We start from the raw sequence: 24,003 nt of genomic DNA on the forward strand, positions 1-24,003 counted from the left end.
TATACTCTGGATATGCGGTAAATTCTTTTTCAAAGAGGAGAGTTTAAATGAAAATAGCTTCTATGAAATGCAACCGTATCGTAAATCCATTAGGGTATAACCTTAACAAACCCCGCCTAAGCTGGGTGACGGAGGCTGAGGGGGCAACCATCCAAAAGGCTTGCCAAGTAGAAGTGGCATATGACGGGGAATTCTTAAACATCGTGCATGACAGCGGCGTTCGAGAGGATATTGATAGTATCGGTTATACGCTGGAAATGAAATTAGAGCCTTGTACCAGATATTACTGGAGGGTGCATGTATGGACGGATATCGGTGATATTATTAGTTCTGCTGCATGGTTTGAGACCTCTAAGCTGGAACAGCCCTGGTCAGGCCAATGGATCACCCCGGACTGGGAGGATAAAGCCGTCCATCCCCTTTTGAGAAAACGTTTCAGTATTAGCGGAGAGATCGCCCAGGCAAATCTTTATGTATGCGGATTAGGGTTATATGAGGTTGAAATTAACGGCGGGCGGGTCGGGGACGAATACTTAACGCCTTATTGCAACAGCTATAATCACTGGATTCAATACCAGACCTTTGATGTTACATCTCTAATAACCAAGGGGAACAATGCCGTAGGTGCTATGCTCGGTAATGGCTGGTACAAGGGACGTTTTGGCTTTCAAGGCGAAGAGGGGAGTCATTACGGGGACAGCTTTGCTTTTCTCTGCGAGCTAGTTGTCCGGTATACGGACGGGAGCACGGATATCATATCCACTGATAGAAGCTGGAAAGCTGCGCCATCCCATGTTCTTGACAGTAATATTTATGATGGCGAGATTCAGGATGCTAATAAATATGATGAAGCTTGGTCAACCGCTTTACTCAATGACGACAACTGGTCAGGAGTGCGTCCTATTGACATTGATTTCAATCTTCTCGAAGCGCGAAGAAGTATTCCAGTGCGGATCAAGGAAAAGCTGAAGCCTGTCGACGTTATTTATACGCCCAAAGGCGAGATTGTGCTTGATATGGGTCAGAATATGGTAGGCTGGGTTAGCTTTGACAATAGTGCTCCCAAGGGCCACACCATAACTCTCCATTACGGTGAAGAAATGCAAGAAGGTAGCTTCTACAGGGAGAATCTCCGTACAGCCAAAGCGGAGTTCAAATATACCTCCAATGGGCAGCCGGGTGAAGTGCAGCCACATTTTACATTCTACGGTTTCAGGTACGTGAAGGTAGAGGGATGGCTTGGGGATGTAAGAGCGGAGGATTTCACCGGCAACGTTGTTTACTCCGATTTGGAACGGGCGGGGCATATAGAAACGTCTAATCCGATGGTGAACCGGCTGATTTTGAATGCGTTATGGGGACAAAAAGGGAATTTTCTTGACGTTCCAACCGATTGTCCGCAGCGCGATGAACGGATGGGGTGGACAGGGGATGCTCAGATGTTCTCGGGAACCGCGTGCTTTAACATGGATTCGGATGCTTTTTTTCACAAATATCTGTATGATCTGGCCAAAGAACAGTCCGGTATGGGCGGGGTCGTACCTCATGTGATCCCAAGCTTCGGAATGAACAGGACAGGGGAAAATAATTTTTTGTCCGGCGGCTCCAGCGCATGGTCGGAAGCAGCGACAGTCATTCCTTGGAATTTGTATCTTCATTATGGCGACAAAGCGATTTTGGAGCAGCAGCTAGACAGTATGAAGGATTATGTTGACTACATTAGGGGGCTGGATGATGGCGGCAGGCTGTGGAATACAGGCTTCCACTTTGGGGATTGGCTGGCCCTCGATGGCAAAGGGGAATTTGATGTATTTGGCGGAACACCAACCGACATTATTGCAACTGCATATTACGCCTATTCATCGGAACTGGTAGCAAAAGCCGCTAAGGTTCTGGGCAAAGAAGCTATATTCAATGAATATCAGCAGCTTTCAAATGAGGTGAAGGAAGCCTTTTGCGAGGAGTTTCTGACAACGAGAGGGCGTCTGGTGGCAGAAACACAAACAGCCTGTATCCTTGCTCTGTTTATGGACCTCGTTCCAGAGAAGCACCGGGAAAGAATTGTAGAATCACTCAGGAAAAATCTGGAGAGTAACAAGAACTATTTAAGCACAGGTTTCGTCGGAACGCCATATATTTGCCGGGTGCTGTCCGAGCATGGGCATAATGATCTGGCCTATCAACTGCTGCTTAATGAAGAATTTCCAAGCTGGTTATATGAGGTCAAATTAGGGGCTACAACGATATGGGAAAGATGGAACTCTCTGCTTCCAGATGGAAGGTTTGGTGAGCTTGGCATGAATTCATTGAACCACTATACGTACGGCTCCATTGTTGAATGGATGTACCGGAATATGTGCGGACTAAATCCTATAGAGGAATTTCCGGGCTTCAGAAAAATACGGCTGGCGCCGCAGCCCAACCGTCTTCTGAGTTATGCAAAGGCATCTCTCAATACGGCTGTTGGGCTGTATGAGAGCGGCTGGAGCTATGAGGAGTATGGCCTGCGTTATCAGTTCCGCATTCCATTCAATGCTGAAGCCGATCTGGTGATTCGGGATACGGATGTTAAGCGCGTTACGGTAAATGGTACAGCTCTTGAGAATTCGAGCCTGAATTATACGGAAGCGGAAGATCATGTTATGATCGTACTTAAGACTGGCTTCTACGAGATCATCTGTCAGGGAGATACGAAGGAGGACAGACAATGAAGGAAATAATGGCATCCAGAAAAATGCGGGAAGATGAATTTATGGAGTACCAGGAGACAATAGCCGTCCAATATGAGAAGGAGCTGGTACAGTCTGGAATAACTAATGCTGAGGAAGCAAGAAATCTGGCTCTGTCTGAAATAGCTAAATTATTGCCGGATGGAGTACACACCAAAGGTCATCATCTAGACATTATGGTCAATGCTGCGGATGAAGAGGTTGGATTCCTATGGTACGGAAAGAGAAGGATACTGGAGATGGATGTGTCATTCATTTATGACATCATAGTTTATGATTCCTTTCGCAGAGCAGGCTATGGTACAAAAATGATTAATTTCATGGGAGATCTGATGAAGAAAGAAGGAGTAAATAAAATTGTTTTGAATGTATTTTCGAATAATAAAGCAGCAAACGCTCTATATGAAAGCATGAACTTTGAGATCCTTGCCGAGGAAAGCGGACAAAAAGTGATGATTAAAAATTTGTAGAGTACGGCGTAAATAGCCGGCAAAGCAGCGAGCCCGTGGTCATTGGGAGCCTCGCTGCTTGTTGCTCTTGTTACCTGCGGCTGATTACACCACACCCTTCTTTGCCTTCATGCACTTAAGATTGTAAGTCCGGCCGTAGGCTTTACCATATCTGACAATTCGGTCAATCATACTGTGGTCCTTCAGCTTCGTAAACGGGCAGGGGTCGGGGGCTGTATTTACTTCCAGAATCCAGGGCTTCAGGCGCTGGTCCAAGGCGATGTCTACACCGATTTCCTGAAGGCCCGGATAGGTGGCGCTTAACTGCTGGGCTGACTTTACACCGATTTCTTTTATTGCCGTGATCAAATCTTCGCGCTCCTCTGCGCTTGTGTAGGTGCTAAGCAATTCCTCAACCGGATAAATCGTCCCCCCTTGGCTTCCGTTGGTAACCACCTTGCGAGGATGCGCCACGCGTCCTGCAACTCCCGTAGCTTCCCATTGCTTCTTAGGATTGCGCTGCACCATCACCCGGATATCGGAGGGACGTCCATCGTAACCCAGCAGCCGGATACCTTTTTGGACTAAATACGATTTCCCCAGAGTTTCCCTCAAGATTGCACGATAAGCCGTGTCGTAATCAGAGAATTTGTGCACCTGCGTACCCGCCTGATAGCGGTATTGCATCTGTTTCTTCCGGCGGGCAGGATCACTGCTCCCCTTGCTGTTCACGCCGACGCTGGCCGTTTTTTCAACCCGAATCACGCCCTGGCCCAAAGATCCGCAGCATGGCTTAATGTACACCATCTTATATTTTTGCAGCATCTCATGCAGTACGCTCTTATTCATTCTTTTCGTTGTGGGGATATGCCTCTTCAGCTCCTGGCTTCCAGCCAGCACCCTTGTTTTCGTCAGCTTATTGGATATGCGCCTGATCTGCTTCTTCACTTTATCCCTCCGTGCCAAAGGATCTATAGGCTATATTACGAGAATGGCCCAGTTTTTGATTGGGCAGCCGCCCAGTAATCGAACACACCGAAAGAATGTTACATATGCTTATTATGGGTGTTTATCTATATAAGCCGCGGCAAGCGGCAGAGCAGGAGGCGGCAATGATGCTGCTGGACGAATTGCAGGATAAGGTGCTGGAGGTCATCGGGGGTTATCCTTGGTACAAGGGGCTGATCGGCGGTGAGAAAACGAGTTACAGCCTACAGGACCTGCCGCTTATGACGTCAAAAATACTGGAAACCTATTATTACACGAGGCCAGCCGACCCTTCATTGGCCGTATACAGGACATCGGGTACAAGCTCGGGCCGCCGAAAATCCATATTCTACTCCAAGGAAGACGACAGGCACTACATTGATATCAAAATAAAGCTGTTCGGTAAGCTTCTGGCGGGAAGCGGCTGCACAAGAGCTGTGGCGGATATGGGGACCGGACATGCAGCGAACACTGCGTTAACCATATTTGAACGGCTTGGCCTGGAAAATAGTGCAATTCCCTTTGAGCTGCCCATCGAACAGCACATTGAACGGTTGCAAGCCTTTCAGCCGGATCTGCTGTACACGATGCCTTCCATCCTTGACCATATCGTATACGCTGCGGGTAATCCGCGTGCCTTCGGCATCCGCAAAATCATTCTGGTCGGGGAAATCGCCACGCCAGAGTGGCAGCGCAATATGGCCCGCCTGTTCGGTCTGGAGCCGCGCGATATCATCGACACGTATGGCTCCATTGAAGTCGGCACGATTGCTTATTACTCGCATGAGCTTGGCAGGTATATTTTTGCCGATGGAATTTATGCGGAAGGGATCGGGACACAGGAGTTAGATGAGGATTTGCGGCCGCTAGGTGCAGATGAAAGCATTCTGGTGCTTACCTCGAACGTCCGCAAGATGCTGCCTGCCATCCGTTTCGTTACCTATGACGTCGTGAGGGATTTCAGGCCCGTGATGATAGGCGGGGTAGAAAAGATGAGCTTTAAGTCCATTGTCAAACGGGTAGGCCGGGAGTTGAAGCACGGGGAAAAGATCAGCCTGTACGATATCGAACAGGTTGTATACCGCCATCTTGAGGATGCGATCATCCGGGTTAATGTAAGGAACAATGCGCTGACTGTCTATATCAAAAGCAAATCTGCAGCAGACGCCACTGTTCAGGCAATCAGGCAGGAAATCAGGGAATGCATTCCGGAAATCGGCATGATGATCCAGAATCATTTGCTGAACGATATTGAGGTTATAATCGCTGCCGAAGATGAGCCGCTGGACAGCGGGCAGGTGAAGAACAAAAAGCTATATTACCAGAAAGCTAAAGACAGGGCAGAGCTGAATCTGGATGAAGGCATTGTATCAACCATCGGAAATACGCCCTTAATCAAGCTGGGCAAGCTGTTCCAGACGAGCGGGCTTGAGGTCCACGCCAAAATGGAGCTGCTGAACCCTGGGGGAAGTGCGAAAGACCGTCCTGCCCTGCGGATGATTGAGGAGGCGTGGAAGGAAGGAGCCATAGGACCGGGTACGACTATCATTGAATCGAGTTCGGGAAATATGGCGATTAGTCTGGCTATGATTTGCAAATATGCGGGGCTGCGTTTTATCAGCGTGGTTGACCCCAGAACAACGGAAACGAATCTGCAAATCCTGAAGGCTTTGGACGCAACAATCGACTATGTTGCAGATCCCGACCCTGACACCGGCGAGTTTTTGCCTGCCAGATTGAAACGCGTGCAGCAGCTCCTCACGGAAATACCGGGCAGCTTCTGGCCGAACCAATATGCGAACCCTAACAATTATCTGTCCCATTACCATACAACCATGAAGGAAATCGTGACTGAGCTTGGCCGGGTAGATTATTTGTTTTGCAGCGTCAGTACGTGCGGTACGATTCGGGGTCTGGCGGAATACGCAAGGGATCACGGGCTGGGGACCAAGATCGTAGCCGTCGATGCGGAGGGAAGCGCCATTTTTGGCGGAAATAAGGGACAGCGGCGGTTCCCGGGACTGGGTGCCGGTATCGTGCCGCCCTTCTGCAGAAGAGATCTGATCGACCGTATCGTGCATGTCTCGGATTTAGATATTGTAAAAGGCTGTCAGGCGCTCTTGCGGAGCGAAGCAATCCTGGCCGGGGCATCCTCCGGCGGGATTATTGCCGCAGTTAAGCATATGGAGCAGGAAATACCTTCGGGCTCTGTCTGCGCAGTCATTCTGCATGACAAGGGGGAGCGTTACCTCGATACGGTATATTCGGACTCATGGGTTCAGAGCCAGTTCGGCGGGGAGCTTGCGGCTAAAGGGCTTGCCTGAGGACAAAAGGAGAGAGCGGCATGCTGTACTTAAACGACCGGGACATCCGGGCAGTGGGTTTTGATTGGCCTGCCCTTGTGGATTCGGTAGAATCTGCGGTGCGAATTCTTGATTCAGGTGATTATGCACAGCCGATAAAACCTTACCTAAGATATAAAAATCTTCAAAACCGCATTATTGCAATGCCCGCATATATCGGGGGAGACGTGAGTGCAGCCGGAATCAAGTGGATTTCCAGCTTCCCGGGCAATCTAAAGTCCGGTCTTCCCCGCGCGCATAGCATCATCGTATTGAATGATCCCGTTACGGGCGAGCCTTCGGCCGTCCTGAATTCGCCCGTTCCCAGCATCGTCAGGACCGCTTCCATCAGCGGACTGATGATCCGCCACTTTATGGAGACCCGTCCACTGGAGCGGATTCAGCTCGGCATTATCGGCTGGGGCCCGATTGGGCAGCATCATCTGCAAATGGCTGCAGCTCTGTATGGAGAGCGAATCGAACGTATTCGTATATTCGATATAAGGGGAGTTGATTTGTCAGAAGCCCCGCCTCTTTACAGGGACAGGATGGAAGCAGCAGAGACGTGGGCGGATGTATATCAGCATTCCAATATCTTCATTACGTGTACCGTATCGGATTACCGCTATATTGATCTTCCCCCTGCAAAAGGCAGTCTGCTGCTGAATGTTTCATTGCGTGATTTTAAGCCGGAGGCGCTGACTTCAGTGAAGGCCATCATCGTTGATGATTGGGATGAAGTGTGCCGCGAAAATACGGACATCGAGCGGCTCCATCTGGAACAGGGGCTTACCCGTGCCGGCACCCGAATGCTTACCGATGTCGTCTCCCGCCGCAGCCTGACTGAATTCACTGCGGATGAGCCGGTCTTTTTCTGCCCGATGGGGATGGCCGTCTTCGATATCGCTATTGCGGTATACTACGTGAAGATTGCAAGGGAAAAAGAAATTGGGGCCGAGCTTGTGTAAGGAGGAGGAAACTGGTTCATAAAACATCGAAAACCCGCCCTGTGAGCGGGTTTTTCTTTGTGAAGGCTATTTCCCGTGGTGGCCGATTTAGCCAGTGTGTGCGACGGCGCGGATTTCAATCAGTTGATGCGGGAACGCCAGACCCGGCACGCCGATGAGGGTGGCGGCCGACCGATGGTCACCCGCATACTCCTTGTATAGCGCGATGAATTGCTCGAAATGCTCTTGCGGGTTTGTCAGAAAGACCTCCATCTCAGCGATGTTGGATCTCGTGACACCAAATCCCGCCAATACGCGATCGAGATTTTCCAGCGTCTGGCGGGCCTGTACCTCGAAATCGCCTTCGCCAACAAATGCGCCCTGCATATCGTGGGAGAATTGTCCCGAAATGTAGATGTTGCCGTTGACGCTGTAGCCTTGGGTGACGCCGAAGGCTTCTTCCCATGGAACACCATGATTGTAGATTTTAGTAGTAGTCATTTTTTTCTCTCCTTTTCTTCAAAGTAAGGCTAGTATAAAATGAACGTAAATAAATGAGTAGTACGCACTTTTTTGATAGGTACTACCCGAAAGGATAGTGTAACATGAGTATAGCTGACTATAAGAAAGCTAAAAGTATTCAAGAAACACCCTTTGGTTACACGTTGTCAGTTATCGGAGGTAAATGGAAAATGGTTATTCTGTACCTCCTGGCAGAAAACCAGCCGGTTCGCTTTAATGATCTGAAAAGACAAATAGGAGCGATTACTTTTAAAACACTCAGTTCACAACTAAAAGAATTGGAAGCGGATGGTCTGGTAAAACGGAAAGAGTACCCTCAAGTTCCCCCTAAAGTCGAGTACAGTCTCACAGCTAAAGCGGACACACTATTGCCGGTTCTGGAGAAATTATGTGAGTGGGGCGAAAAAAACCAAAATAATTAATCCAGTATGTTTAAACATAGAAAGGATCTGGGTAAGGATGATTGGAATTTTAGCAGGTATGGGACCCAAATCTACAGGACCTTTTGTCGATATGGTGGTGGAGCAATGCCAGAAGATATATGGCGCCAAGCATGACATGGATTTTCCCCACATGATGATCTATTCATGTCCTACACCTTTTTACATGGACAGGCCAGTCGATCATGCGGCTATGGAAAAGGCTATTATTGACGGTGCCCAGAAGCTGGAGAGCACGGGTGTAGATTTTATCGCAATTCCTTGCAATACAGCACATTTGTATTATGACAATATAAATAATTCCGTTTCTGTGCCTGTGTTAAATATAGTGGATGAGACCATTCTGAGGCTGCCGAAGACTGCTGAAAAGGTTGCGCTGTTAGCTACACCCGCCACGGTTCAATCCGGCATTTATCAAAAAAGTCTGGAAAACCTTGGTTTTGATTGTCTCCACCAGGATCACTGGCAACAATGGGTGAATGCCATTATTACCAACATAAAAACAGGTGAAATACAAGAAGCAAATGTGTTATGGCAACGTTTGTATTCGGAGCTGGTGAATAAGGCAGACGCAGCTATACTTGCATGTACTGACTTAAATGTAGTTGCAAAAGGTACTGCAGAAGAACTTGTCCTGATTGACTCGTCAGAGTGTCTGGCACAAGCTGTGGTGAAAAGGTATGTACATGCAAAAGAAGAGGGCGAATAACGTCCTCCTCTTTACTTTGGGTATTAAAAGAACTCATGAACTGTAAATCCGTTCCTCATCCTCATCTTCGAGCGTCCGCACCTCGATCAATTTCATAGCTGTAAAAGCCTTAATTCCATGCCGGTCTCCCCTGGCTATTGTAAATATTCCGCCTGTCTGTGCTGCGGCGGGCAGTCCGTTCAGAACGGCTTCTCCTTGACCGGACAAGATGATCCAGCTCTTGCCGGAATGCTCACAGAGCATCTCGGGCAAGTCATGGTTCGGCAGCAGGGACAATGAAATTGTAAGCACAAGCTTCGAACCGTCCAAGGTCCGGTCCAGGACGGTAAAACTTCCCCACTCGGGTTCCCCGTATCTCGGTTCCCCTGCAGCATTCTGCAGGATTTCTTTTATCGCGTTCGCTTCGCCTTTACCGGCAATCAGAATCCCCTCGGGACTCCCTACGGCAACTATGCCGGATACACCGATTACATGCAGCGGAATGTTCAATTCATTGACAATATGGGTATGCTGGCATGCTCCCCAAATTCCCCCGGCTCCAATCACCGGCTCTGGGATCTGGGCGGTCAGCGTTTCCCAGCTACCCAGATCCAGCCACTCGCCTTCATGCCGCAGCATGACGGCTTTGCTGCTGCGCTCAGCGACTTCCTTGTCAAAGCTGCGGACCGGGAATTCGGGATACAGCTCTGTAAATGCGGCGAGTTCAGCAGGCAGCCCCATTTGCTGCACATGCGACAGCATAAAGCTCAGCCGAAAAGCAAAAACTCCGCAGTTCCACAGCGCATGCTCACGGATCAATTCCTCAGCTCTGGAGATGTCTGGCTTCTCTTCAAAAGAAATGACCGGGGAATAGGCTTCGTTTGCTCCCTTCCCCGGAACAATATAGCCGTACTGGTCCGATGGATGGGTGGGCCTTGTCCCAAGCAACACAAGCTCGGCCTGGGAGGCGGCTAAAATATCAGTGAATTGATGAAATAACCGGAAGAAGCCGTCATCTGCAAACATATCGGCCGGGGCTACGCATATCGTGTCTTCCGGCTTCGCCTTCCCTGTGGAATACAAATAGAGGGCACCTAGCGCTGCTGCAGTGAATGTGCCGCGCTTATGTGGCTCCCCAATCACTGGATATCCATTCCGGGTATGCCGCCGCGTCAGGCCTATTTGCTCCTGGTGTGTGACGAACAACGCGGATTCACCGAGACCGGCGTGATCGAGCTGGCGGCATACCCGTCCGATCATCGACTCCGTGCCTCCGCCCGGTGCAGGCAGCAGATTTAGAAACATCTTGGAACGGATACGTCCTGACAGCGGCCACAGCCGCTGGCCGGAACCGCCGCATAGAAGAATGGTATGCAAGGCTGTTGCCTCCTTATCGCTTGGCCGGAATGGAGTATCCCTTTCGCTGATGGAACGAAAGCGAGCGGTAGGTACGGGCCAGCTTTTGAATATGCTCTTTACCCAGGGCGGCCGCCGAGGTTTTCAGCGATTTATTATTGGCGTTTCTGAGCAGCACCGAGCCGCTGTTCCCGCTGTACACATAATTGGCATACGTCTCAAATTCGGAGAAGCCGAACTGCTTCCGCTTGTCGATGCTGCGGAGAATGGCGGAATGCCACGATACCCCGTGCCGGGCTTCTATTTTTCTTTTAAGTCCGGCCAGCTTTGCTTTTTCAAACAGCATGTAATGGGTGACAAAGGATTTGGGAGAAGGGGCGGCAGTACCCAGCAGCTTCCGGTAGGTGCGGAAATATTCCGGCTGGCTCCAGTTGCGGCAGTAAAAGATGCTTTTCCCCCCGGAACGGAACCGGTGAGGCCGAATCAGCACTGTGTCGGCATCAATGACGAGAAAAAAGCTCTCCCGGCAGATATGATCACCATTCATCTTGAGCAGCTGCTGATACAGCCAGCCGGAGCGGTTCCAGCGGGAGGAGGAATAGTGGATGTCTTTTTTGGTAAACGGCAGTACGGTGGTTTCATTGACAAAAACACAGCCTTTACGTGAGCACAGATTTCTGATCCGGCTGCTGTTCGGCGAGACAATATAGATGTTGCTGATGGGATGGCGGACATGGCGGCGAAGACTGTCTATCACATGGGGGAGGGTGGCCAGATCTTTTTCAATAGCCGGGATAAGGATGTCTATGGGAGGTCCGCTGTTCGTTAAGCCTGCTGAAGTAGCTGACATAAGATCATCTCCGTGCACAAATTGACATATAGGGCGTCTGCATTAATGTATGTCGGGTAATCGCTTTATGACCGGGCAGAGGCCACGGTAAAGCCAATCTTCCTGCTCTGGCAAATGAACGCAAAAAAACTCCAATCCAATTGACATGGACGGAGTTAACGACTAAAATATGTATGCAAAAACTAATTTAAATATTATAACACAAAACAAAGAAAAAGTCAAGGATTATTTTCTGCATAAGTTGGACTAAAGAAAATATAAAAGGGCGGAAGTGACGGAGGGGAAGTTTGGATACTTACGGAGCGTCAGCGTCCGCCTGAGAGCTTTCCGTAGGAAAGCTGGCATCGTAAGCATAGGCTATGTTTGGATTTCTACCGCGATCAGCGGTTCCAGTCAGAGAAATCCAAACATAACAGCGGCCGGAAGTCCAAACATTCCCCGCAGTTACGACCAGACCCTATTATGAAAAAAATGAATGGGAGTGGATGCCTCATGTATTTGCCACGTTTGTTCAGCTCTTTGAACGTATCTATGAAGGAGCACTACATGACCGAATTGCTGGAATTGAACGAGAGAACCAGGGCATACGGACTGACTCTGACCCCGCAGGATATTGAGGTAATGATGGCGGCGAGAAATGAGGTCTTGTCCAGCTACGGTCGCGTGGAGCTTGGCATTGAAGTGACCAAGGGACTTATCGAGAGTTTCTCGGAGTCTGCGTTCATCCAGCAGGAGAATTATGCGGATACCCTGAATGAGCTGCATGAGATTTTTTATGTTCTGAAGAGTGAAACAGAAGACAGAATCAGCGATACGGAGCTTCTCCACAGGATGAAGGAATTGTTCGAGGAGGATTGCGAAGGCTCGCTCGACTTGCTCAAAGGCAAGCTTGAAGAGGAGGCCGAAGGGTTCAGGAGAGAATTGCTGAAGAACGAGTTAGATTTTGAAGGAGAGGATGACAATTGAGATTGCAGCGGAATCAATATACAGTCTCTTTAATGAACGAAGGCTTGCGGACCGGGCTGCTGTCGACCCGGGAAGTGCTGCACATTCAGAGCGGGTTTATGCAGATTTTGCAGGAGCTGATTCGTAAATACACCCGGGGCGAGAGCACTTCAGTTACCACGGAAACAGCGGAAAGCCTGCTGCATTCCATTATGTATGCGGCAGATGCTTATCTGTTCAGCTTGGGGGAGGCAAAGCAGGCGATCACGTCTCTCCAGACGATGGATGTCCGTCAAATCTATGAACGGGGCGTAGACAAGGTAAGCCAATGTTTTGAAGAAACGAAGCAGCTCTATAAAGAAATCATGGCCCATAAGCTGGAAGTTCCAATTGATGCGTATAACATGACTCTGGATGAGTCTCTGCCTGTCTTTTTCAGAAAATACGGTATCCTCTTCGATGCCCACAATTCAATGGCGAGTATTGATTACCCGCTGGCTGTCGATGATATGCGGCTGCAGGGAGTTTTCTATCTCAGGCAGTATCTGGAGCGGCTGAAGCTGGAGAACGGGTTTTGCGCAATGTTTGATCAAGGGGAGCTGCTTGAATTGCTGGCCTGCTTCGGACAAGAATGCCGGTTCAATTACCGGATCGAGCTGTTCAATATGTTTGAGCTGGTGCTGAATAATGCGGTATTCTCAGTTCTATCAGGGGGAAAGCCAGATAACGTCAGAATATCAGGGATTCAGTTCAAGCGGCTGGAAGAGCAATTCATGAACCTTACTGCTCCGCAAATCAGCGCCGTCATTTCCGGGGCGATGGAGAGACTTCAGCAAGAACTTCCGATTCAGCAGCAACTTAAGGAGTATATGGACTGTTGCCGGGAAAACCTCGTTCAGCGTATAGCAAATGCCGCACAGCATGGCAGCTTGCAGGCCGTCATTATTACGGAAAGGGAGATAGAGGCGAAGCCCGGTGTGATCTTCTTCAGCGAAGAAGACAGAATGAGCGATGTAGAGTTAAGAAGACTGCTTCACGAGATTCTGGCCTGCGAAGTGAAGGAGGACAAGATCAGGCTGATTCTATCGAGCTTCTCTTCCTTTCATGACTTTCTCGATATGCTTGAAGCAGACTGCTTGTACGGGGAAGAATATGATGCCCTCTTCGATGCGTTTGGCGATCTGGAGCTGGCGATTCTGGCGAAAATCGTATTCTATGAAGAGCTGCGCAGCGAGTCGCTGGATTTGCCGTCCATTTTATTATTGGAAAATGAGTATCCGGTGGAATGGCAGATAGAGTTTGTCCGCTGTCTTCAGGGCATGAGCCGGGAGCGGCTGCAGACGGTCTGGAAGGTTATGGGGGAACAGGATTATGAGAAACTGACATTTTATTGATTGGAAAGGAGACCGGGTATGCAGGAAGCTCTAGCATCGGAATTATTGGCTGCTGCATTTGGGCGTTACGGATTGCTTGTTGTTAATGAACATCCTGATCTGCCAAGTGTGATTGGAGCAGAAGGAGACTGGCAAGCTTTAATGGGGCTGCTGGAAGCCCGTCAGGTGTTCTATAGTAAAATCTGCAAAAACAGAGTGACCTATCTGAACAAGGAGCTTTATTTTCATCTGAAGCCTTTTCGCCAGAAGAAGATTTTTACGGAGACCGAGAGAAGAATCTATGATTTCCTGGATGAGGCCGGCGAAGCTGAAAAAGATGAAATTATCTCTGTTCTTATGCTAAGCAAAGCTTCCTGCAATGCCGCTATGGACGAATTAACAAAAAGTCTGGATGTTACTGCAACTCGGCCGGGAAGAACGCTGAATTCAACGTGGAGCACTTTAGTCTGGGGGACAAGCCGCCGCTGGGAAGAAGGACTTCTGGAAGAACCCAACTCTTATTCAAAAGAAGAGAGTGTTCATTATATACGCGAGCGGTTAAAGGGTATTTTGTCCGAGAAACAAATCGCACAAATATTGAAGCCAGAATAATCAACATGAACTGCCGGGCTGTTCAGGCAGAAGATGTATTTAAGCTGCTTAGCGCAAAATATAGCCGCCATCCGGGAACAGTGTGCTTCCGGTGGTGTAGCTGTTGGTCATCAAATAAATCGCTGTATGTGCGGCTTCAGCTGCTTGCCCCACCCTGCCAAGAAGATTCATGTCAGTGTATTCGTCATATGATTTATCTCTGACTGTCTGGGCTGCCCCCTCCCAATTAAAGGAGGTGAGGATCGTGCCAGGTGAGATTACATTAACCCGAACGCGAGCCAATTCTACAGCTAATGCTTTACCTAGACTTTCAATGGCTCCATTGCAGGCAGCATAGGAAGCTCCATCAGCCAGAGGCCGTTGACCAAACGCGCCGGACATCAGCACAATAGAGCCACTACGGTTAATAAAAGGAACGGCGTATTTTACAGCGTTATATTGAGGCCAGAACTTGGCATTAAAGCAGCTGTGCGCAACTTCAGTGCTGGATGTAATCGGACCTCTGACATAAGAGGCACCTGGTGTAAATAAATGATCGAATGCTCCTATACTCTCGAAAAAAGTCTTCAGTTCAAGTTCATTTTGATTATTGAGCGGATAAATTTGGACTGATTCGAAACCAAGGGAGTGCTGAGCCTTATCCAATTTATCCTTTGAACGACCGGTAAGCCGCTAATATTATTTATCTTGCTGATTGACGGAACGAAAAGATTCGGTGAACTAAAGCGTCTTATACCGGATGTCTCACAGGGGACGCTGGCGAAGCAGCTCCGTGAATTGGAGGAGGACCAGCTCATTAACCGTGTTGTCTTTCAGGAAATACCTCCCAAAGTAGAGTACAGCATTTCAGAGCATGGAAAAACACTGACTGCCGTTTTGGATAGCATGTGTGGCTGGGGCAGGCAGCATCTGGATTATCAAAAACAACAGGAAGAGTTGGCTTAACAAAAAAAGAGCGGATATCCAGTTGACCTGGACCCGCTCTTTTTTTGTCTGCTACCAAACGGCCAGAAACAATAAATTGCATATCGCAAGGGTAAAAACTGCATAATCACTGAAGCGAAAACGGTAAAGGCGGATCGGAGTTCTTCCCTCATCCCCTTGGTAGCAGCGGGATTCCATCGCTACGGCCAATTCCTTCGCTCTAAGAATGGACATTACAAATAGCGGCATCAACATGGGCAGCACTCCGTGGAATCTGGAGGCTATGCCTTTGCGGTGAAATCCGCCTCCCCGGGCAAGCTGAGCTTTGCGGATTTTATCAAATTCTTCAATGAGAATAGGGAGGAACCGCAGGGCGATAGAGAACATCAGCACCGCTTCGTGTACGGGCAAACGCCATTTTTTTAGTGGATTCAATAAAATTTCCATGCCCTCGGCTAAAATAACCGGCGAGGTTGTCCGCACCAGCAGCGACAGCAGCAGGACAATACCTGCGATCTGCTCACACATCATCAATCCGTTAATCAGACCTTGGGGAGAGAAATGAAGCCAGCCCCAGGTAATTAATTCTTCACCAGGAGCAGATAAAAGAATGGCCTGATAGATCATTGTTGAGGCGAAAAAAAGCGTCAATGATAATAGAGTGAATGCAAGTACACGCCAGGACAGCTTGGCTACCCCCCACAGAATCACTAAAACTAGCAGTTGCGCTGTTTTTAGCTCCGGGCTACGGGTTAGAAGCATAGCTGCACCGAAGAATAGTACAACCAGAATTTTCATGCGCGGGTCCCAGCGTTCCAGCCACGAATTCCTTTTTTGATACAGTAAAAAACTATTGCCGGACATATATTTTCCCTCACTTGTAGTTAGCTAGTGTATGTTGTTCCTGCCAGCGGGCAATGATCGCATTAGCTGCTTCCCTGTAAGAAAGCGGTTTGACCTCTTGAACGGCACCAAGCTCCCGCAGCAACCGGTTTACGGCAAGAGCCGGAGGCTCCTCCCATCCAAAAGACTCAAGGAGCTGCGGCCGTGACAGCAATTCAGAAGGCGCTCCGTCTGCCAGAAACCGCCCATCCTTAAGCGTAATCAACCGTGAAGCATGCTCCAGAATTTCATCAAGCTGATGGCTCACCCACATGATTGTTATCCCGCGTTCCCGGTTCAGCTTGTGCAGCAGTTCGAAGAGAGCGGTGCGGGACTGCAAATCTAACCCGGCAGTCGGTTCATCAAGGATTAGAACATCCGGCTCCAGCACAACGACCCCTGCAATGGCAACCCGCCGTTTTTCTCCGCCGCTCAGCTCAAAGGGACTGCGATCCTTGAACGCCTCGTAATTCAACTGGACGGATTCCATCGCCGCGCGTATTCTAGCCTCTTGAACTTCTGCTGGAAGCTTCGCGCTCTTAAGACCGAAGGCAATATCGTCGAAGACTGTAGTCGAGAAGAGCTGATGTTCCGGATACTGAAAAATAAACCCGATCCTGTCAAACAGCGCTGGCTGCTTCGAAGCATAGGGGTCAATGCCATCCAAAAGAACCGTGCCTTCTGAAGGGGAGAGGAAGCCCTTTAACAGCTGGAGAAAGGTCGATTTGCCGGAGCCGGATTTACCGGCGATTGCCAGAAGCTCCCCGCTCTCAATGCTAAGCTGAAGCTTCTCTAGCACCAGCGGGCCGGCTAATGGCTTGTTCTTGCGGCGTTTGCTATAGGAAAAAGAAACATCATTTAATTGGATCTGCATAATAGCCCTCGCAATTCCTGTTCATTGGTTACAGAGGATACAGGGATACCCTCCTGCCGTAAGATTCCGGCAAGCGCATGGTAGTAAGGCAGCTCCAGCCCGCAATCATGCAAAAGCTGGGTTTCCTTCTCCAATTTTGCAGGTGCTCCAGTTGTGACGATTTCACCCTCCCTGAACAGCACCCAGCGGTTGGCTTCGATTACTTCCTCCAAGTGATGCGTAATATAGATCAGCGTAAAGGGGAATTTCTCTCTTACCTGATGCAGAGTCTCTACGAACTGGCGTCTGGCAACCGGGTCCAGCATAGAGGTGGCTTCATCAAGGATGAGATAGCGGGGGGCGAGCGCTAATACGGAGGCTAGTGCAAGCTTTTGTTTTTCCCCGCCTGACAGCTGGGTGACTGGCCGTTCTTCGTCAGCTTCTAAACCAACGAGGCGAATAGCCCAGGCAATCCGGTTCTGTATATCGTTTTGCGGCCAGCCAATGTTGGATAGTCCAAAAGCAATATCCTCGCCTACAGTGATCCCGACCTGCTGATTCTCCGGATTTTGAAACACGATTTGTACCGCTCGCCGTATAGCAGGAATAGAGCTGTGTTCACTTGTGGGATGCCCTTCAACAGACACCTTTCCATCGGTCGGAAGCTCTATTCCATTGAGCAAACGCGATAGTGAAGATTTACCCGAGCCATTGCGTCCCAGAAAAGCTACAAATTCACCGGGAAGGAGCTCAAGGGTAATATTGGACAATGCCGGCTGTTGGCCGGCATTGTCTGTTTTTTCATCAGGTTCATTATAGTGAAAGGTCACGTCAGAAATATTAATCATGAAGTAATCTCTCCCTTGGGAAGATTTGCGGGACCAATCGGGCCGTACACACTTTTGGTGTCAGCAGGATCAAAGTTTCCATCTGCGGTATTGGGAATTTGCCAGAAAAAATCAATGGTCACGCCTTCCTCAGCAGCGAGCTTCAAGAAATCGCGGATGAACACTCCTTTGCCCGGATCGCAGGAGGGACTGCCTGAGATTCCGAGACCGCCTACGATAGAATATCCGTGATCCTGATAGGTCTTCAATTGTTCTATGACGGGAAGCAATATTTTACGGTTATGAGTGCTAAACTCCGGTGTATCATATTCCTCTACAGTCATTGGAGGACGTTCGGGCCCAAGAAAGGTGAATTCAGGACAAGGCAGCTGAAACAGCCCATATCCTTGCTCGTAGCTCCAATCGACGGCCGCTTTCATTACGCCTGGACTACGAGCCTCACCTTCCACCACAGCATTCTGATTAATGACGCAGTGGGAGGCCACAATAATTTTTTTGCTACGCTGCATGGGATTCCTTCTTTTTGATTGATGGACGTTTGATCAGGGATTGCGGCAGGTTTTTGACGATATAGTATACAAGCAGGGTGGATAAAGTTTTATCAATTAGATTCTCCCCAAGGCGCGGCAGGAAGGCGGCTGCGAACAAGCTGGTTCCTGCTTTCTTGAGCCATAACACGGCAACGTCCTGGACGCCGCCGGTTAAGCCGCCGAACAGCCCTATGGCAATGACCGATCCAACTGCAGGGCAGAGAATACCAAGGATAATTCCGGAGAGAAGGGCGGTGGAGAAGCGGAGACCGTTCTTACGGGCAGCATAACCGACGACCAAACCAACAATGATATTCACAAGAGCAAAAGGAATTGCGGTGTAACCCGAGGTAACGCCAAGCACCAGGTTGGTCAGAAGGCCGACCAGAGCTCCCCAGAGCGGGCCAAAAATAGCAGCGATGAATATGGTGCCTACTGTATCAAGAAAAAGGAAAGGGATTTTTAAATTACTGACAACTGTACCTGCAATAACATTAATGGCAATGGCAAGTGCTCCCAGTGTAATGATGAGCGTTTTTCGATTCACGATGGTGTTCCTCCTAAGGATTCATAATTTGTGATAGTCTGCTGAATGAAGCGTTCAACTGAAAAATATGAATCCGACTCCCCCTTTGTACATAACGAGCGATCACAAATAGAGCCTTTAATAGTTCCATGTGAATGCTACAGACGAATAAATAATAACCCTAGTAATTGCATTGGAATTATTGTTTATTATTGTAGCCGCATTTTGTTAGAAGTCAATAGCTTAATCATTTCTTTTTAAATATTAATTGAGACGCAAAAAGGGCTGCCGAGACTTTCTCGACAGCCAGGGGGCCAGAAGCATTGCTTATGGGGGTTCCTCTACGAATGGACAAAAATAACTACCAAACGGGCCATATACTCTTCCATCTTCTGCTTGAGGTCATAGCTGCCGTCATGCAGGCACCAGTTATAAATAACCCCGCGCGCTGCAATAAATAGATACTCCGTCATATCCTCCGCAGACATATCCCGAACTAATTGTCCGCTGGCCTGCCCTTTTTCAAGCAAAGCCTGAAGGACATTCTGCATGTAACGCCCCTTGGCGATGAACAGCTTATTATTGCAGGTATAGAGCTGCTTCATCGTTTCAATGCCAATGTTCAAATTGTACTCGGCATAAATTTTGAAGTAATCAATAATATCGCTACAAATCGAAGCCGAGGGCTCCAAATCCCTGAATTTCTGATCAAAATAACCGTCTGCCTGCTCGTACATTTCAACGAGGATGTCGCTTTTGGTGGAGAAATAGTTATAAAAAGAACCGACGGAAACTCCGGCTTCACTGCAAATCTCAGCGATTGTGATCTTTTCGAGGGATTGCTGCTTCATCAGCTTGACGGCACTCTCGAACAGGTTGCTTTTGGTCTGGATGCTTTGCAATTGACGTGAGGTTAACGTTTTTTTCTTGGGCATTTCAATACGCTCCATCTGTATAATATCCTCTTAATTTAGGCTTTCGGATTCCTTTTGTCAATTGAAAAGAGAGTGTATTTTGCTGACTAAGTGAAAATAATCACATTATTTGTCGAGTCATGCTTTTATAATGAACGTATTCAGTGAATACGTTCATTTAAATTGCAAACCTATACTACTTTAGGAGGACTTCAAGTGAAGGATAACCACAAAATTCTATTTGAACCCTTTAAAATCGGCAAGCTCGAATTAAAAAACAGATTTGTGATGGCCCCGATGGGACCCGGCGGACTGTGCAATGCGGACGGAACGTTCAATGAACGCGGCGTAGAGTACTACGTGGAACGGGCCAAGGGGGGAACAGGGCTGTTAATGACCGGCGTAACGATGGTCGAGAATGAGATTGAGAAATGCGCTCTGCCTTCCATGCCTTGTCCAACGCTCAATCCTTATCATTTTATTAAGACAGGCAAGATGATGACCGAGCGGATTCATGCTTACGGGGCTAAGATTTTTCTGCAATTGTCTGCAGGCTTTGGACGTGTGAGTATTCCTTCTATAGTAGGCAAAACCGCAGTTGCCCCTTCGCCGATTCCGCACCGCTGGCTGCCTGGTGTGACCTGCCGGGAGCTGACGGTTGAAGAGATTCACACTTATGTGCGAAAATTCGCCGAATCCGCAGCGATTGCCAAAAAAGCGGGCTTTGACGGGATTGAGGTTCATGCGGTGCATGAAGGCTACCTGCTTGACCAATTTGCCATCTCTTTCTTTAATCAGCGGACCGATGAATATGGCGGAAGCCTGAGAAACCGTCTGCGTTTTGCCATTGAAGTCGTTCAGGCGATCAAGGCGGAATGCGGCCAGGACTATCCGGTATCGCTGCGTTACAGCATCAAGAGCTTCATCAAGGATTGGCGCCAAGGCGGACTTCCGGGTGAGGAGTTCACCGAGCAGGGGCGGGATATTGAGGAAGGCATCGAAGCGGCATTAATTCTGGAGGAAGCCGGATATGATGCGTTTAACGGTGATGTAGGCTCTTACGATTCCTGGTATTGGGCACATCCTCCAATGTATCAGGAGAAGGGCTTGTACCTGCCGTACAACAAGATTCTCAAAAGCATTCTCAGAGTTCCCGTAATTACTGCCGGAAGACTGGATGATCCCGACCGGGCCAGCAAGGCAATTCTTGACGGAGCTACCGATATGATTGCACTGGGCCGGCCGTTGCTGGCGGATGCGGATATCCCGAACAAGATCAAAGCGGGCCAGATCGAGCGCATTCGTCCGTGCCTCTCCTGTCAGGAGGGTTGTATGGGCAGATTGGCGTCCTTTGCGGCCATATCCTGCGCCGTGAATCCGGCCTGCGGCCGTGAGAAGGATTATGCCATTGGCAAGGCGGAGCTGCCGAAGCGCGTGCTGATTGTCGGCGGCGGTCCGGCAGGCTGCGAGGCGGCCCGTGTGGCTGCGCTTCGCGGACACCAGGTCACGCTGCATGAGAAAAACAGCCGTCTTGGCGGCAATTTGATTGCCGGCGGTGTGCCGGAATTCAAGGAAGATGACCATTTGCTCGCTGACTGGTATGGCGTAGAATTGAATGCGCTGAAGGTTGAGCTTCATCTTAACAGCGAAGTGACCAGAGACACGATCCTTAGCAGCGGCGCCGACGCCGTGATTTTTGCCACCGGATCATCTCCGAAAAGCTTCCATATCGGCACATCCGCCAATGTCTATACTGCCGAAGAGGTCCTGCTTGGACAAAAGGATGCCGGGAACTCCACAATCATCATCGGCGGAGGACTGGTAGGCTGCGAGACCGCATTATGGCTGGCGGATCAGGGCAAAAAAGTGACGCTGGTAGAAGTGCAGGATGACATTCTGACCGTCGGCGGCCCACTGTGCCATGCCAATGAGGATATGCTCCGTGACCTAGTTGCCTTTAAAGACATAGATCTACTTACAACTACTGTAGTGGCCGGGGCGAATGATCAGGGCTTTGTGCTGAAAAATAAAGCCGGCGAGGAAAAAGTGCTTGCGGCGGATTCAGCAATTCTTGCGGTAGGCTACTCGCCTCAGAAGAAATTGTACGAGGAGATCAGTAGTGAGCTTCCGGAAACGTATCTGCTGGGAGATGCCAAGCAAGTCCAGAACATCATGTATGCGGTGTGGGATGCTTATGAGGTGGTGAAGAATATATAAGCTGAACGTTAGAGAATATATATCGGGATTTGGTCGTGACTACAGGGAATGTTTGGACTTCCGGCCGCTGTTATGTTTGGATTTCCTGATTTAAACCGCTGGCCGCGGTAGAAATCCAAACATAAAGGCGGACGCTATCGCTCCTCCAGTTCCAAACTTCCCCTCCGCACTCCTACCCTTTTATGGGTTTCACAAGTTCAGCTTATATAAGAAGAGATGGAGTAATGGCAGGCTGCCTTTATGCAAAAAGGCAGCCTGATCCGTTTAAATTCAAGCTTGCATTTGCATAGATATCTATGTATAATGAGCTCATGCTTAATTATAACGCTTTATCATTGATCAGCAAGATTCGCACCGAAGCGTATAAGCTGATCGTTTCTGAGCTTGAGAAACATGGTGTCGAAGGGATTGTTCCTTCACATGGCGATGTGCTTATCTTTCTGTATGAGCAGGATGGCCTGTCTGTCAAGGAGCTTGCGAGCAAGGTTCACCTTACACAGCCTACAGTGACTGTTCTGATCAACAAGCTGGAGAAGCTGGGGTATGTGTACAGAATAAAGAGCGGGGAGGATAGCAGAATTACTCTTGTAAAGCTTACGAATAAAGGCATTGCGCTGCAGCCGGCCTTTCGGGAAATATCGGATAAGCTGAATGATGCCATTTATGGCGGTCTAAATCCCGCACAGCGGGAGGATCTTGAGTTTTTGTTGGAGCATATCTATAGAAGATTTTAAAAAAAAGTTTTTAATTTTTTTTGAATAATTATATAGATATCTATTAATTATAAACAAGATGAGATTCAATCAAATTATATCGGAGGTAATAACCATGAAACATTTAATCGTGTATGCCCATCCTAGTGCTGAGAGCTTTAACCATGCCATTCTGGAGACAACGGTTCAAGCGCTGAAGAAAAAAGGGCATGAAGTTGTAGTACGTGATTTGTACGCTCTTGATTTCCAGCCGGTGCTGAAGCCGGAGGATACGGCAGCAATGCGTAGCGGACAGACTCCTGCAGATATCCTTACGGAACAAAAGTTTATTTCTGATGCAGATGTCGTGACCTTTATTTACCCGATCTGGTGGACAGGGCTTCCTGCGATTCTCAAAGGTTATGTTGACCGGGTATTTGCTTACGGATTCGCATATGCCTATGGGGAAGCCGGGATTGACAAGCTGCTAAAGGGCAAAAAAGGATTTATCATCAATACACACGGAACTCCAAAAGAAATCTACGATCAGATCGGCATGAGCGCCGCGCTCAAAATGACATCTGATACCGGCATTTTTGACTTTACAGGAATTGAACCAGTGGATCATTTGCTGTTCGGCAATATTCCTTCGGTTGGACAGGCTGCTCTTGATGAAATCCTGGTCCAGGTTGAAGAAAAAGTGACAGCTTTATTCTAACCCAAAGCTTATTTTTTATCGGCCCTGCCGTTGTCCGAGAGACAGCGGCAGGGTTTTGATTAATTTCCTGTTTTTCTCAATTAAATGGAATAAATAACCGATATAAAGGATAGCATCATTGTTTCTAAACTATACTTGGAGGAATCTACATGCCCTACACTATGGAAGTAAGCGTTCCAAAGAATCAAGTAGTTGTCAAAGCCTTCGGCCTTACCGCAGAAGATGTTCCATCCTACATAGCTGATTTTGAAAATGCGATGAAAAAGCTGAAACCAGGGTTCACCGGAGTAACCGATGTTACCGGGTCCAAATCCATTCTTACGCCTGAGGTTGCCGCTATGCTTGCACCTACAGGAGAGGTAGCAGTTGCTCATGGAGTCGCCGGATGGGTTTATGTAGCAGATTCACCGGTATGGAAAATGCAGATGAAGAGACTGTTCGGCAATTTTGCAGTGCATTATCCAACTTATGAAGAAGCGGATGCCTATCTGCAAAGCCTGACTAAATAATTCATATTTCCTAAGTGAAGGTCCTGCGGGGCTTTCACTTTTTTTTGCTGCGCGCATATAAGATGGAATGTGTTACTATGCTTTAAAATAGGTTGATAACCTATGTACTTTGTGCTTTAATGCAGTAGTAGCACGGATGCGGGCGGCTGT

23 protein-coding genes and 2 pseudogenes are annotated in these 24,003 nt (G+C 48.6%); 14 read left to right on the top strand and 11 right to left on the bottom strand.

The features are described from left to right. Window positions 1-47: 47 nt before the first annotated feature. Both ACX1DY_RS06170 and ACX1DY_RS06175 read left to right on the top strand, forming a co-directional pair. Window positions 48-2,711 (top strand): alpha-L-rhamnosidase, encoded by a 2,664-nt coding sequence (locus tag ACX1DY_RS06170; RefSeq protein WP_458963299.1) that lies wholly within the window; start codon window positions 48-50, stop codon window positions 2,709-2,711. Beyond that, complete coding sequence (locus tag ACX1DY_RS06175) at window positions 2,708-3,199, top strand: GNAT family N-acetyltransferase (protein WP_458963300.1); 492 nt, start codon at window positions 2,708-2,710, stop codon at window positions 3,197-3,199. The genes ACX1DY_RS06170 and ACX1DY_RS06175 overlap by 4 nt, the downstream gene beginning before the upstream one ends. A gap of 84 nt (window positions 3,200-3,283) precedes the next feature. On the opposite strand, the gene ACX1DY_RS06180 is transcribed toward ACX1DY_RS06175, so the two are convergent. Then, window positions 3,284-4,126 carry a YheC/YheD family protein gene (locus ACX1DY_RS06180; protein WP_458963301.1) on the bottom strand — a complete coding sequence of 281 codons (843 nt, stop codon included), beginning with the start codon at window positions 4,124-4,126 and terminating at the stop codon, window positions 3,284-3,286. Window positions 4,127-4,230: 104 nt separating this feature from the next. On the opposite strand from ACX1DY_RS06180, the gene sbnA reads away from it, so the two are divergent. Next, window positions 4,231-6,489, top strand: a complete 2,259-nt coding sequence (gene sbnA, locus ACX1DY_RS06185) for a 2,3-diaminopropionate biosynthesis protein SbnA (RefSeq protein ID WP_458963302.1) — start codon at window positions 4,231-4,233, stop codon at window positions 6,487-6,489. Between the two features lie 20 nt (window positions 6,490-6,509). Continuing rightward, window positions 6,510-7,475, top strand: a complete 966-nt coding sequence (locus ACX1DY_RS06190; protein ID WP_458963303.1) for a 2,3-diaminopropionate biosynthesis protein SbnB — start codon at window positions 6,510-6,512, stop codon at window positions 7,473-7,475. 87 nt (window positions 7,476-7,562) lie between these two features. Here the strand turns inward: ACX1DY_RS06190 and ACX1DY_RS06195 are convergent, their stop codons facing one another. Continuing rightward, on the bottom strand, window positions 7,563-7,955 hold the full coding sequence (locus tag ACX1DY_RS06195; protein ID WP_458963304.1) for a RidA family protein: 393 nt from the start codon (window positions 7,953-7,955) through the stop codon (window positions 7,563-7,565). A 104-nt stretch (window positions 7,956-8,059) separates the two neighbouring features. Here ACX1DY_RS06195 and ACX1DY_RS06200 point away from each other — a divergent pair, with 104 nt between their 5' ends. After that, window positions 8,060-8,398 carry a winged helix-turn-helix transcriptional regulator gene (locus tag ACX1DY_RS06200; RefSeq protein WP_458963305.1) on the top strand — a complete coding sequence of 113 codons (339 nt, stop codon included), beginning with the start codon at window positions 8,060-8,062 and terminating at the stop codon, window positions 8,396-8,398. Window positions 8,399-8,435: 37 nt separating this feature from the next. Then, window positions 8,436-9,125, top strand: a complete 690-nt coding sequence (locus ACX1DY_RS06205) for an aspartate/glutamate racemase family protein (RefSeq protein WP_458963306.1) — start codon at window positions 8,436-8,438, stop codon at window positions 9,123-9,125. Window positions 9,126-9,158: 33 nt separating this feature from the next. Here ACX1DY_RS06205 and ACX1DY_RS06210 read toward each other — a convergent pair whose 3' ends face one another. Next, window positions 9,159-10,481, bottom strand: a complete 1,323-nt coding sequence (locus ACX1DY_RS06210) for a sugar phosphate nucleotidyltransferase (RefSeq protein WP_458963307.1) — start codon at window positions 10,479-10,481, stop codon at window positions 9,159-9,161. A 13-nt stretch (window positions 10,482-10,494) separates the two neighbouring features. Then, on the bottom strand, window positions 10,495-11,310 hold the full coding sequence (locus ACX1DY_RS06215) for a DUF6492 family protein (RefSeq protein WP_458963308.1): 816 nt from the start codon (window positions 11,308-11,310) through the stop codon (window positions 10,495-10,497). A gap of 492 nt (window positions 11,311-11,802) precedes the next feature. Between ACX1DY_RS06215 and ACX1DY_RS06220 the strand changes: the two genes are divergently transcribed. The 3 genes from ACX1DY_RS06220 to ACX1DY_RS06230 are packed head-to-tail and all read left to right on the top strand — an operon-like array spanning window position 11,803 to window position 14,240. After that, a complete protein-coding gene (locus ACX1DY_RS06220; RefSeq protein ID WP_458963309.1) occupies window positions 11,803-12,276 on the top strand; it encodes a DUF6323 family protein in 474 nt (157 codons plus the stop codon). Further along, on the top strand, window positions 12,273-13,649 hold the full coding sequence (locus ACX1DY_RS06225) for a DUF6179 domain-containing protein (protein WP_458963310.1): 1,377 nt from the start codon (window positions 12,273-12,275) through the stop codon (window positions 13,647-13,649). The genes ACX1DY_RS06220 and ACX1DY_RS06225 overlap by 4 nt, the downstream gene beginning before the upstream one ends. An 18-nt stretch (window positions 13,650-13,667) precedes the next feature. Beyond that, on the top strand, window positions 13,668-14,240 hold the full coding sequence (locus tag ACX1DY_RS06230; protein ID WP_458963311.1) for an AlkZ-related protein: 573 nt from the start codon (window positions 13,668-13,670) through the stop codon (window positions 14,238-14,240). A 48-nt stretch (window positions 14,241-14,288) separates the two neighbouring features. Here the strand turns inward: ACX1DY_RS06230 and ACX1DY_RS06235 are convergent. Further along, window positions 14,289-14,888, bottom strand: a pseudogene (locus ACX1DY_RS06235) (SDR family oxidoreductase); the annotation flags it as partial. A gap of 18 nt (window positions 14,889-14,906) precedes the next feature. Here ACX1DY_RS06235 and ACX1DY_RS06240 point away from each other — a divergent pair. After that, a pseudogene (locus tag ACX1DY_RS06240) lies at window positions 14,907-15,185 on the top strand (winged helix-turn-helix transcriptional regulator); the annotation flags it as partial. A 51-nt stretch (window positions 15,186-15,236) separates the two neighbouring features. Here the strand turns inward: ACX1DY_RS06240 and ACX1DY_RS06245 are convergent. From ACX1DY_RS06245 to ACX1DY_RS06270, 6 genes are all read right to left on the bottom strand, one after another. Beyond that, complete coding sequence (locus tag ACX1DY_RS06245) at window positions 15,237-16,028, bottom strand: energy-coupling factor transporter transmembrane component T family protein (protein ID WP_458963312.1); 792 nt, start codon at window positions 16,026-16,028, stop codon at window positions 15,237-15,239. Between the two features lie 10 nt (window positions 16,029-16,038). Then, window positions 16,039-16,920 (bottom strand): ATP-binding cassette domain-containing protein, encoded by an 882-nt coding sequence (locus ACX1DY_RS06250; RefSeq protein WP_458963313.1) that lies wholly within the window; start codon window positions 16,918-16,920, stop codon window positions 16,039-16,041. After that, the gene (locus tag ACX1DY_RS06255) at window positions 16,905-17,747 is read right to left on the bottom strand and encodes an ATP-binding cassette domain-containing protein (protein ID WP_458963314.1); all 843 of its coding nucleotides are present in this window, start codon (window positions 17,745-17,747) and stop codon (window positions 16,905-16,907) included. Before ACX1DY_RS06255 ends, ACX1DY_RS06250 begins: the two co-directional genes overlap by 16 nt. Further along, window positions 17,744-18,256: a CD3072 family TudS-related putative desulfidase gene (locus ACX1DY_RS06260; RefSeq protein ID WP_458963315.1), complete on the bottom strand. Its 513-nt coding sequence runs from the start codon at window positions 18,254-18,256 to the stop codon at window positions 17,744-17,746. The genes ACX1DY_RS06255 and ACX1DY_RS06260 overlap by 4 nt, the downstream gene beginning before the upstream one ends. Then, window positions 18,246-18,824: a CD3073 family putative ECF transporter S component gene (locus ACX1DY_RS06265; RefSeq protein WP_458963316.1), complete on the bottom strand. Its 579-nt coding sequence runs from the start codon at window positions 18,822-18,824 to the stop codon at window positions 18,246-18,248. The genes ACX1DY_RS06260 and ACX1DY_RS06265 overlap by 11 nt, the downstream gene beginning before the upstream one ends. A gap of 320 nt (window positions 18,825-19,144) precedes the next feature. Then, the gene (locus tag ACX1DY_RS06270; protein WP_458963317.1) at window positions 19,145-19,738 is read right to left on the bottom strand and encodes a TetR/AcrR family transcriptional regulator; all 594 of its coding nucleotides are present in this window, start codon (window positions 19,736-19,738) and stop codon (window positions 19,145-19,147) included. A 195-nt stretch (window positions 19,739-19,933) separates the two neighbouring features. Between ACX1DY_RS06270 and ACX1DY_RS06275 the strand changes: the two genes are divergently transcribed. From ACX1DY_RS06275 to ACX1DY_RS06290, 4 genes are all read left to right on the top strand, one after another. Beyond that, window positions 19,934-21,934, top strand: coding sequence for an oxidoreductase (locus ACX1DY_RS06275; protein ID WP_458963318.1), 2,001 nt, complete (start codon window positions 19,934-19,936; stop codon window positions 21,932-21,934). 311 nt (window positions 21,935-22,245) lie between these two features. Next, window positions 22,246-22,668, top strand: coding sequence for a MarR family winged helix-turn-helix transcriptional regulator (locus ACX1DY_RS06280; protein ID WP_458963319.1), 423 nt, complete (start codon window positions 22,246-22,248; stop codon window positions 22,666-22,668). Window positions 22,669-22,762: 94 nt separating this feature from the next. Next, window positions 22,763-23,344 carry an NAD(P)H-dependent oxidoreductase gene (locus ACX1DY_RS06285; protein ID WP_458963320.1) on the top strand — a complete coding sequence of 194 codons (582 nt, stop codon included), beginning with the start codon at window positions 22,763-22,765 and terminating at the stop codon, window positions 23,342-23,344. A 149-nt stretch (window positions 23,345-23,493) separates the two neighbouring features. Continuing rightward, on the top strand, window positions 23,494-23,853 hold the full coding sequence (locus tag ACX1DY_RS06290) for a hypothetical protein (RefSeq protein ID WP_458963321.1): 360 nt from the start codon (window positions 23,494-23,496) through the stop codon (window positions 23,851-23,853). The last annotated feature ends 150 nt before the right edge of the window (window positions 23,854-24,003 follow it).

Source organism: Paenibacillus sp. BAC0078, from assembly GCF_054483875.1.

Bases quoted from the DNA above. Each gene is read 5' to 3' on its own strand.
- ACX1DY_RS06170 (WP_458963299.1), top strand. From the start codon at position 48: ATGAAAATAGCTTCTATGAAATGCAACCGTATCGTAAATCCATTAGGG.
- ACX1DY_RS06175 (WP_458963300.1), top strand. From the start codon at position 2,708: ATGAAGGAAATAATGGCATCCAGAAAAATGCGGGAAGATGAATTTATG.
- sbnA (WP_458963302.1), top strand. From the start codon at position 4,231: ATGCTTATTATGGGTGTTTATCTATATAAGCCGCGGCAAGCGGCAGAG.
- ACX1DY_RS06190 (WP_458963303.1), top strand. From the start codon at position 6,510: ATGCTGTACTTAAACGACCGGGACATCCGGGCAGTGGGTTTTGATTGG.
- ACX1DY_RS06195 (WP_458963304.1), bottom strand. From the start codon at position 7,955: ATGACTACTACTAAAATCTACAATCATGGTGTTCCATGGGAAGAAGCC.
- ACX1DY_RS06200 (WP_458963305.1), top strand. From the start codon at position 8,060: ATGAGTATAGCTGACTATAAGAAAGCTAAAAGTATTCAAGAAACACCC.
- ACX1DY_RS06205 (WP_458963306.1), top strand. From the start codon at position 8,436: ATGATTGGAATTTTAGCAGGTATGGGACCCAAATCTACAGGACCTTTT.
- ACX1DY_RS06215 (WP_458963308.1), bottom strand. From the start codon at position 11,310: ATGTCAGCTACTTCAGCAGGCTTAACGAACAGCGGACCTCCCATAGAC.
- ACX1DY_RS06220 (WP_458963309.1), top strand. From the start codon at position 11,803: ATGTATTTGCCACGTTTGTTCAGCTCTTTGAACGTATCTATGAAGGAG.
- ACX1DY_RS06230 (WP_458963311.1), top strand. From the start codon at position 13,668: ATGCAGGAAGCTCTAGCATCGGAATTATTGGCTGCTGCATTTGGGCGT.
- ACX1DY_RS06245 (WP_458963312.1), bottom strand. From the start codon at position 16,028: ATGTCCGGCAATAGTTTTTTACTGTATCAAAAAAGGAATTCGTGGCTG.
- ACX1DY_RS06250 (WP_458963313.1), bottom strand. From the start codon at position 16,920: ATGCAGATCCAATTAAATGATGTTTCTTTTTCCTATAGCAAACGCCGC.
- ACX1DY_RS06255 (WP_458963314.1), bottom strand. From the start codon at position 17,747: ATGATTAATATTTCTGACGTGACCTTTCACTATAATGAACCTGATGAA.
- ACX1DY_RS06260 (WP_458963315.1), bottom strand. From the start codon at position 18,256: ATGCAGCGTAGCAAAAAAATTATTGTGGCCTCCCACTGCGTCATTAAT.
- ACX1DY_RS06270 (WP_458963317.1), bottom strand. From the start codon at position 19,738: ATGCCCAAGAAAAAAACGTTAACCTCACGTCAATTGCAAAGCATCCAG.
- ACX1DY_RS06280 (WP_458963319.1), top strand. From the start codon at position 22,246: ATGCTTAATTATAACGCTTTATCATTGATCAGCAAGATTCGCACCGAA.
- ACX1DY_RS06285 (WP_458963320.1), top strand. From the start codon at position 22,763: ATGAAACATTTAATCGTGTATGCCCATCCTAGTGCTGAGAGCTTTAAC.
- ACX1DY_RS06290 (WP_458963321.1), top strand. From the start codon at position 23,494: ATGCCCTACACTATGGAAGTAAGCGTTCCAAAGAATCAAGTAGTTGTC.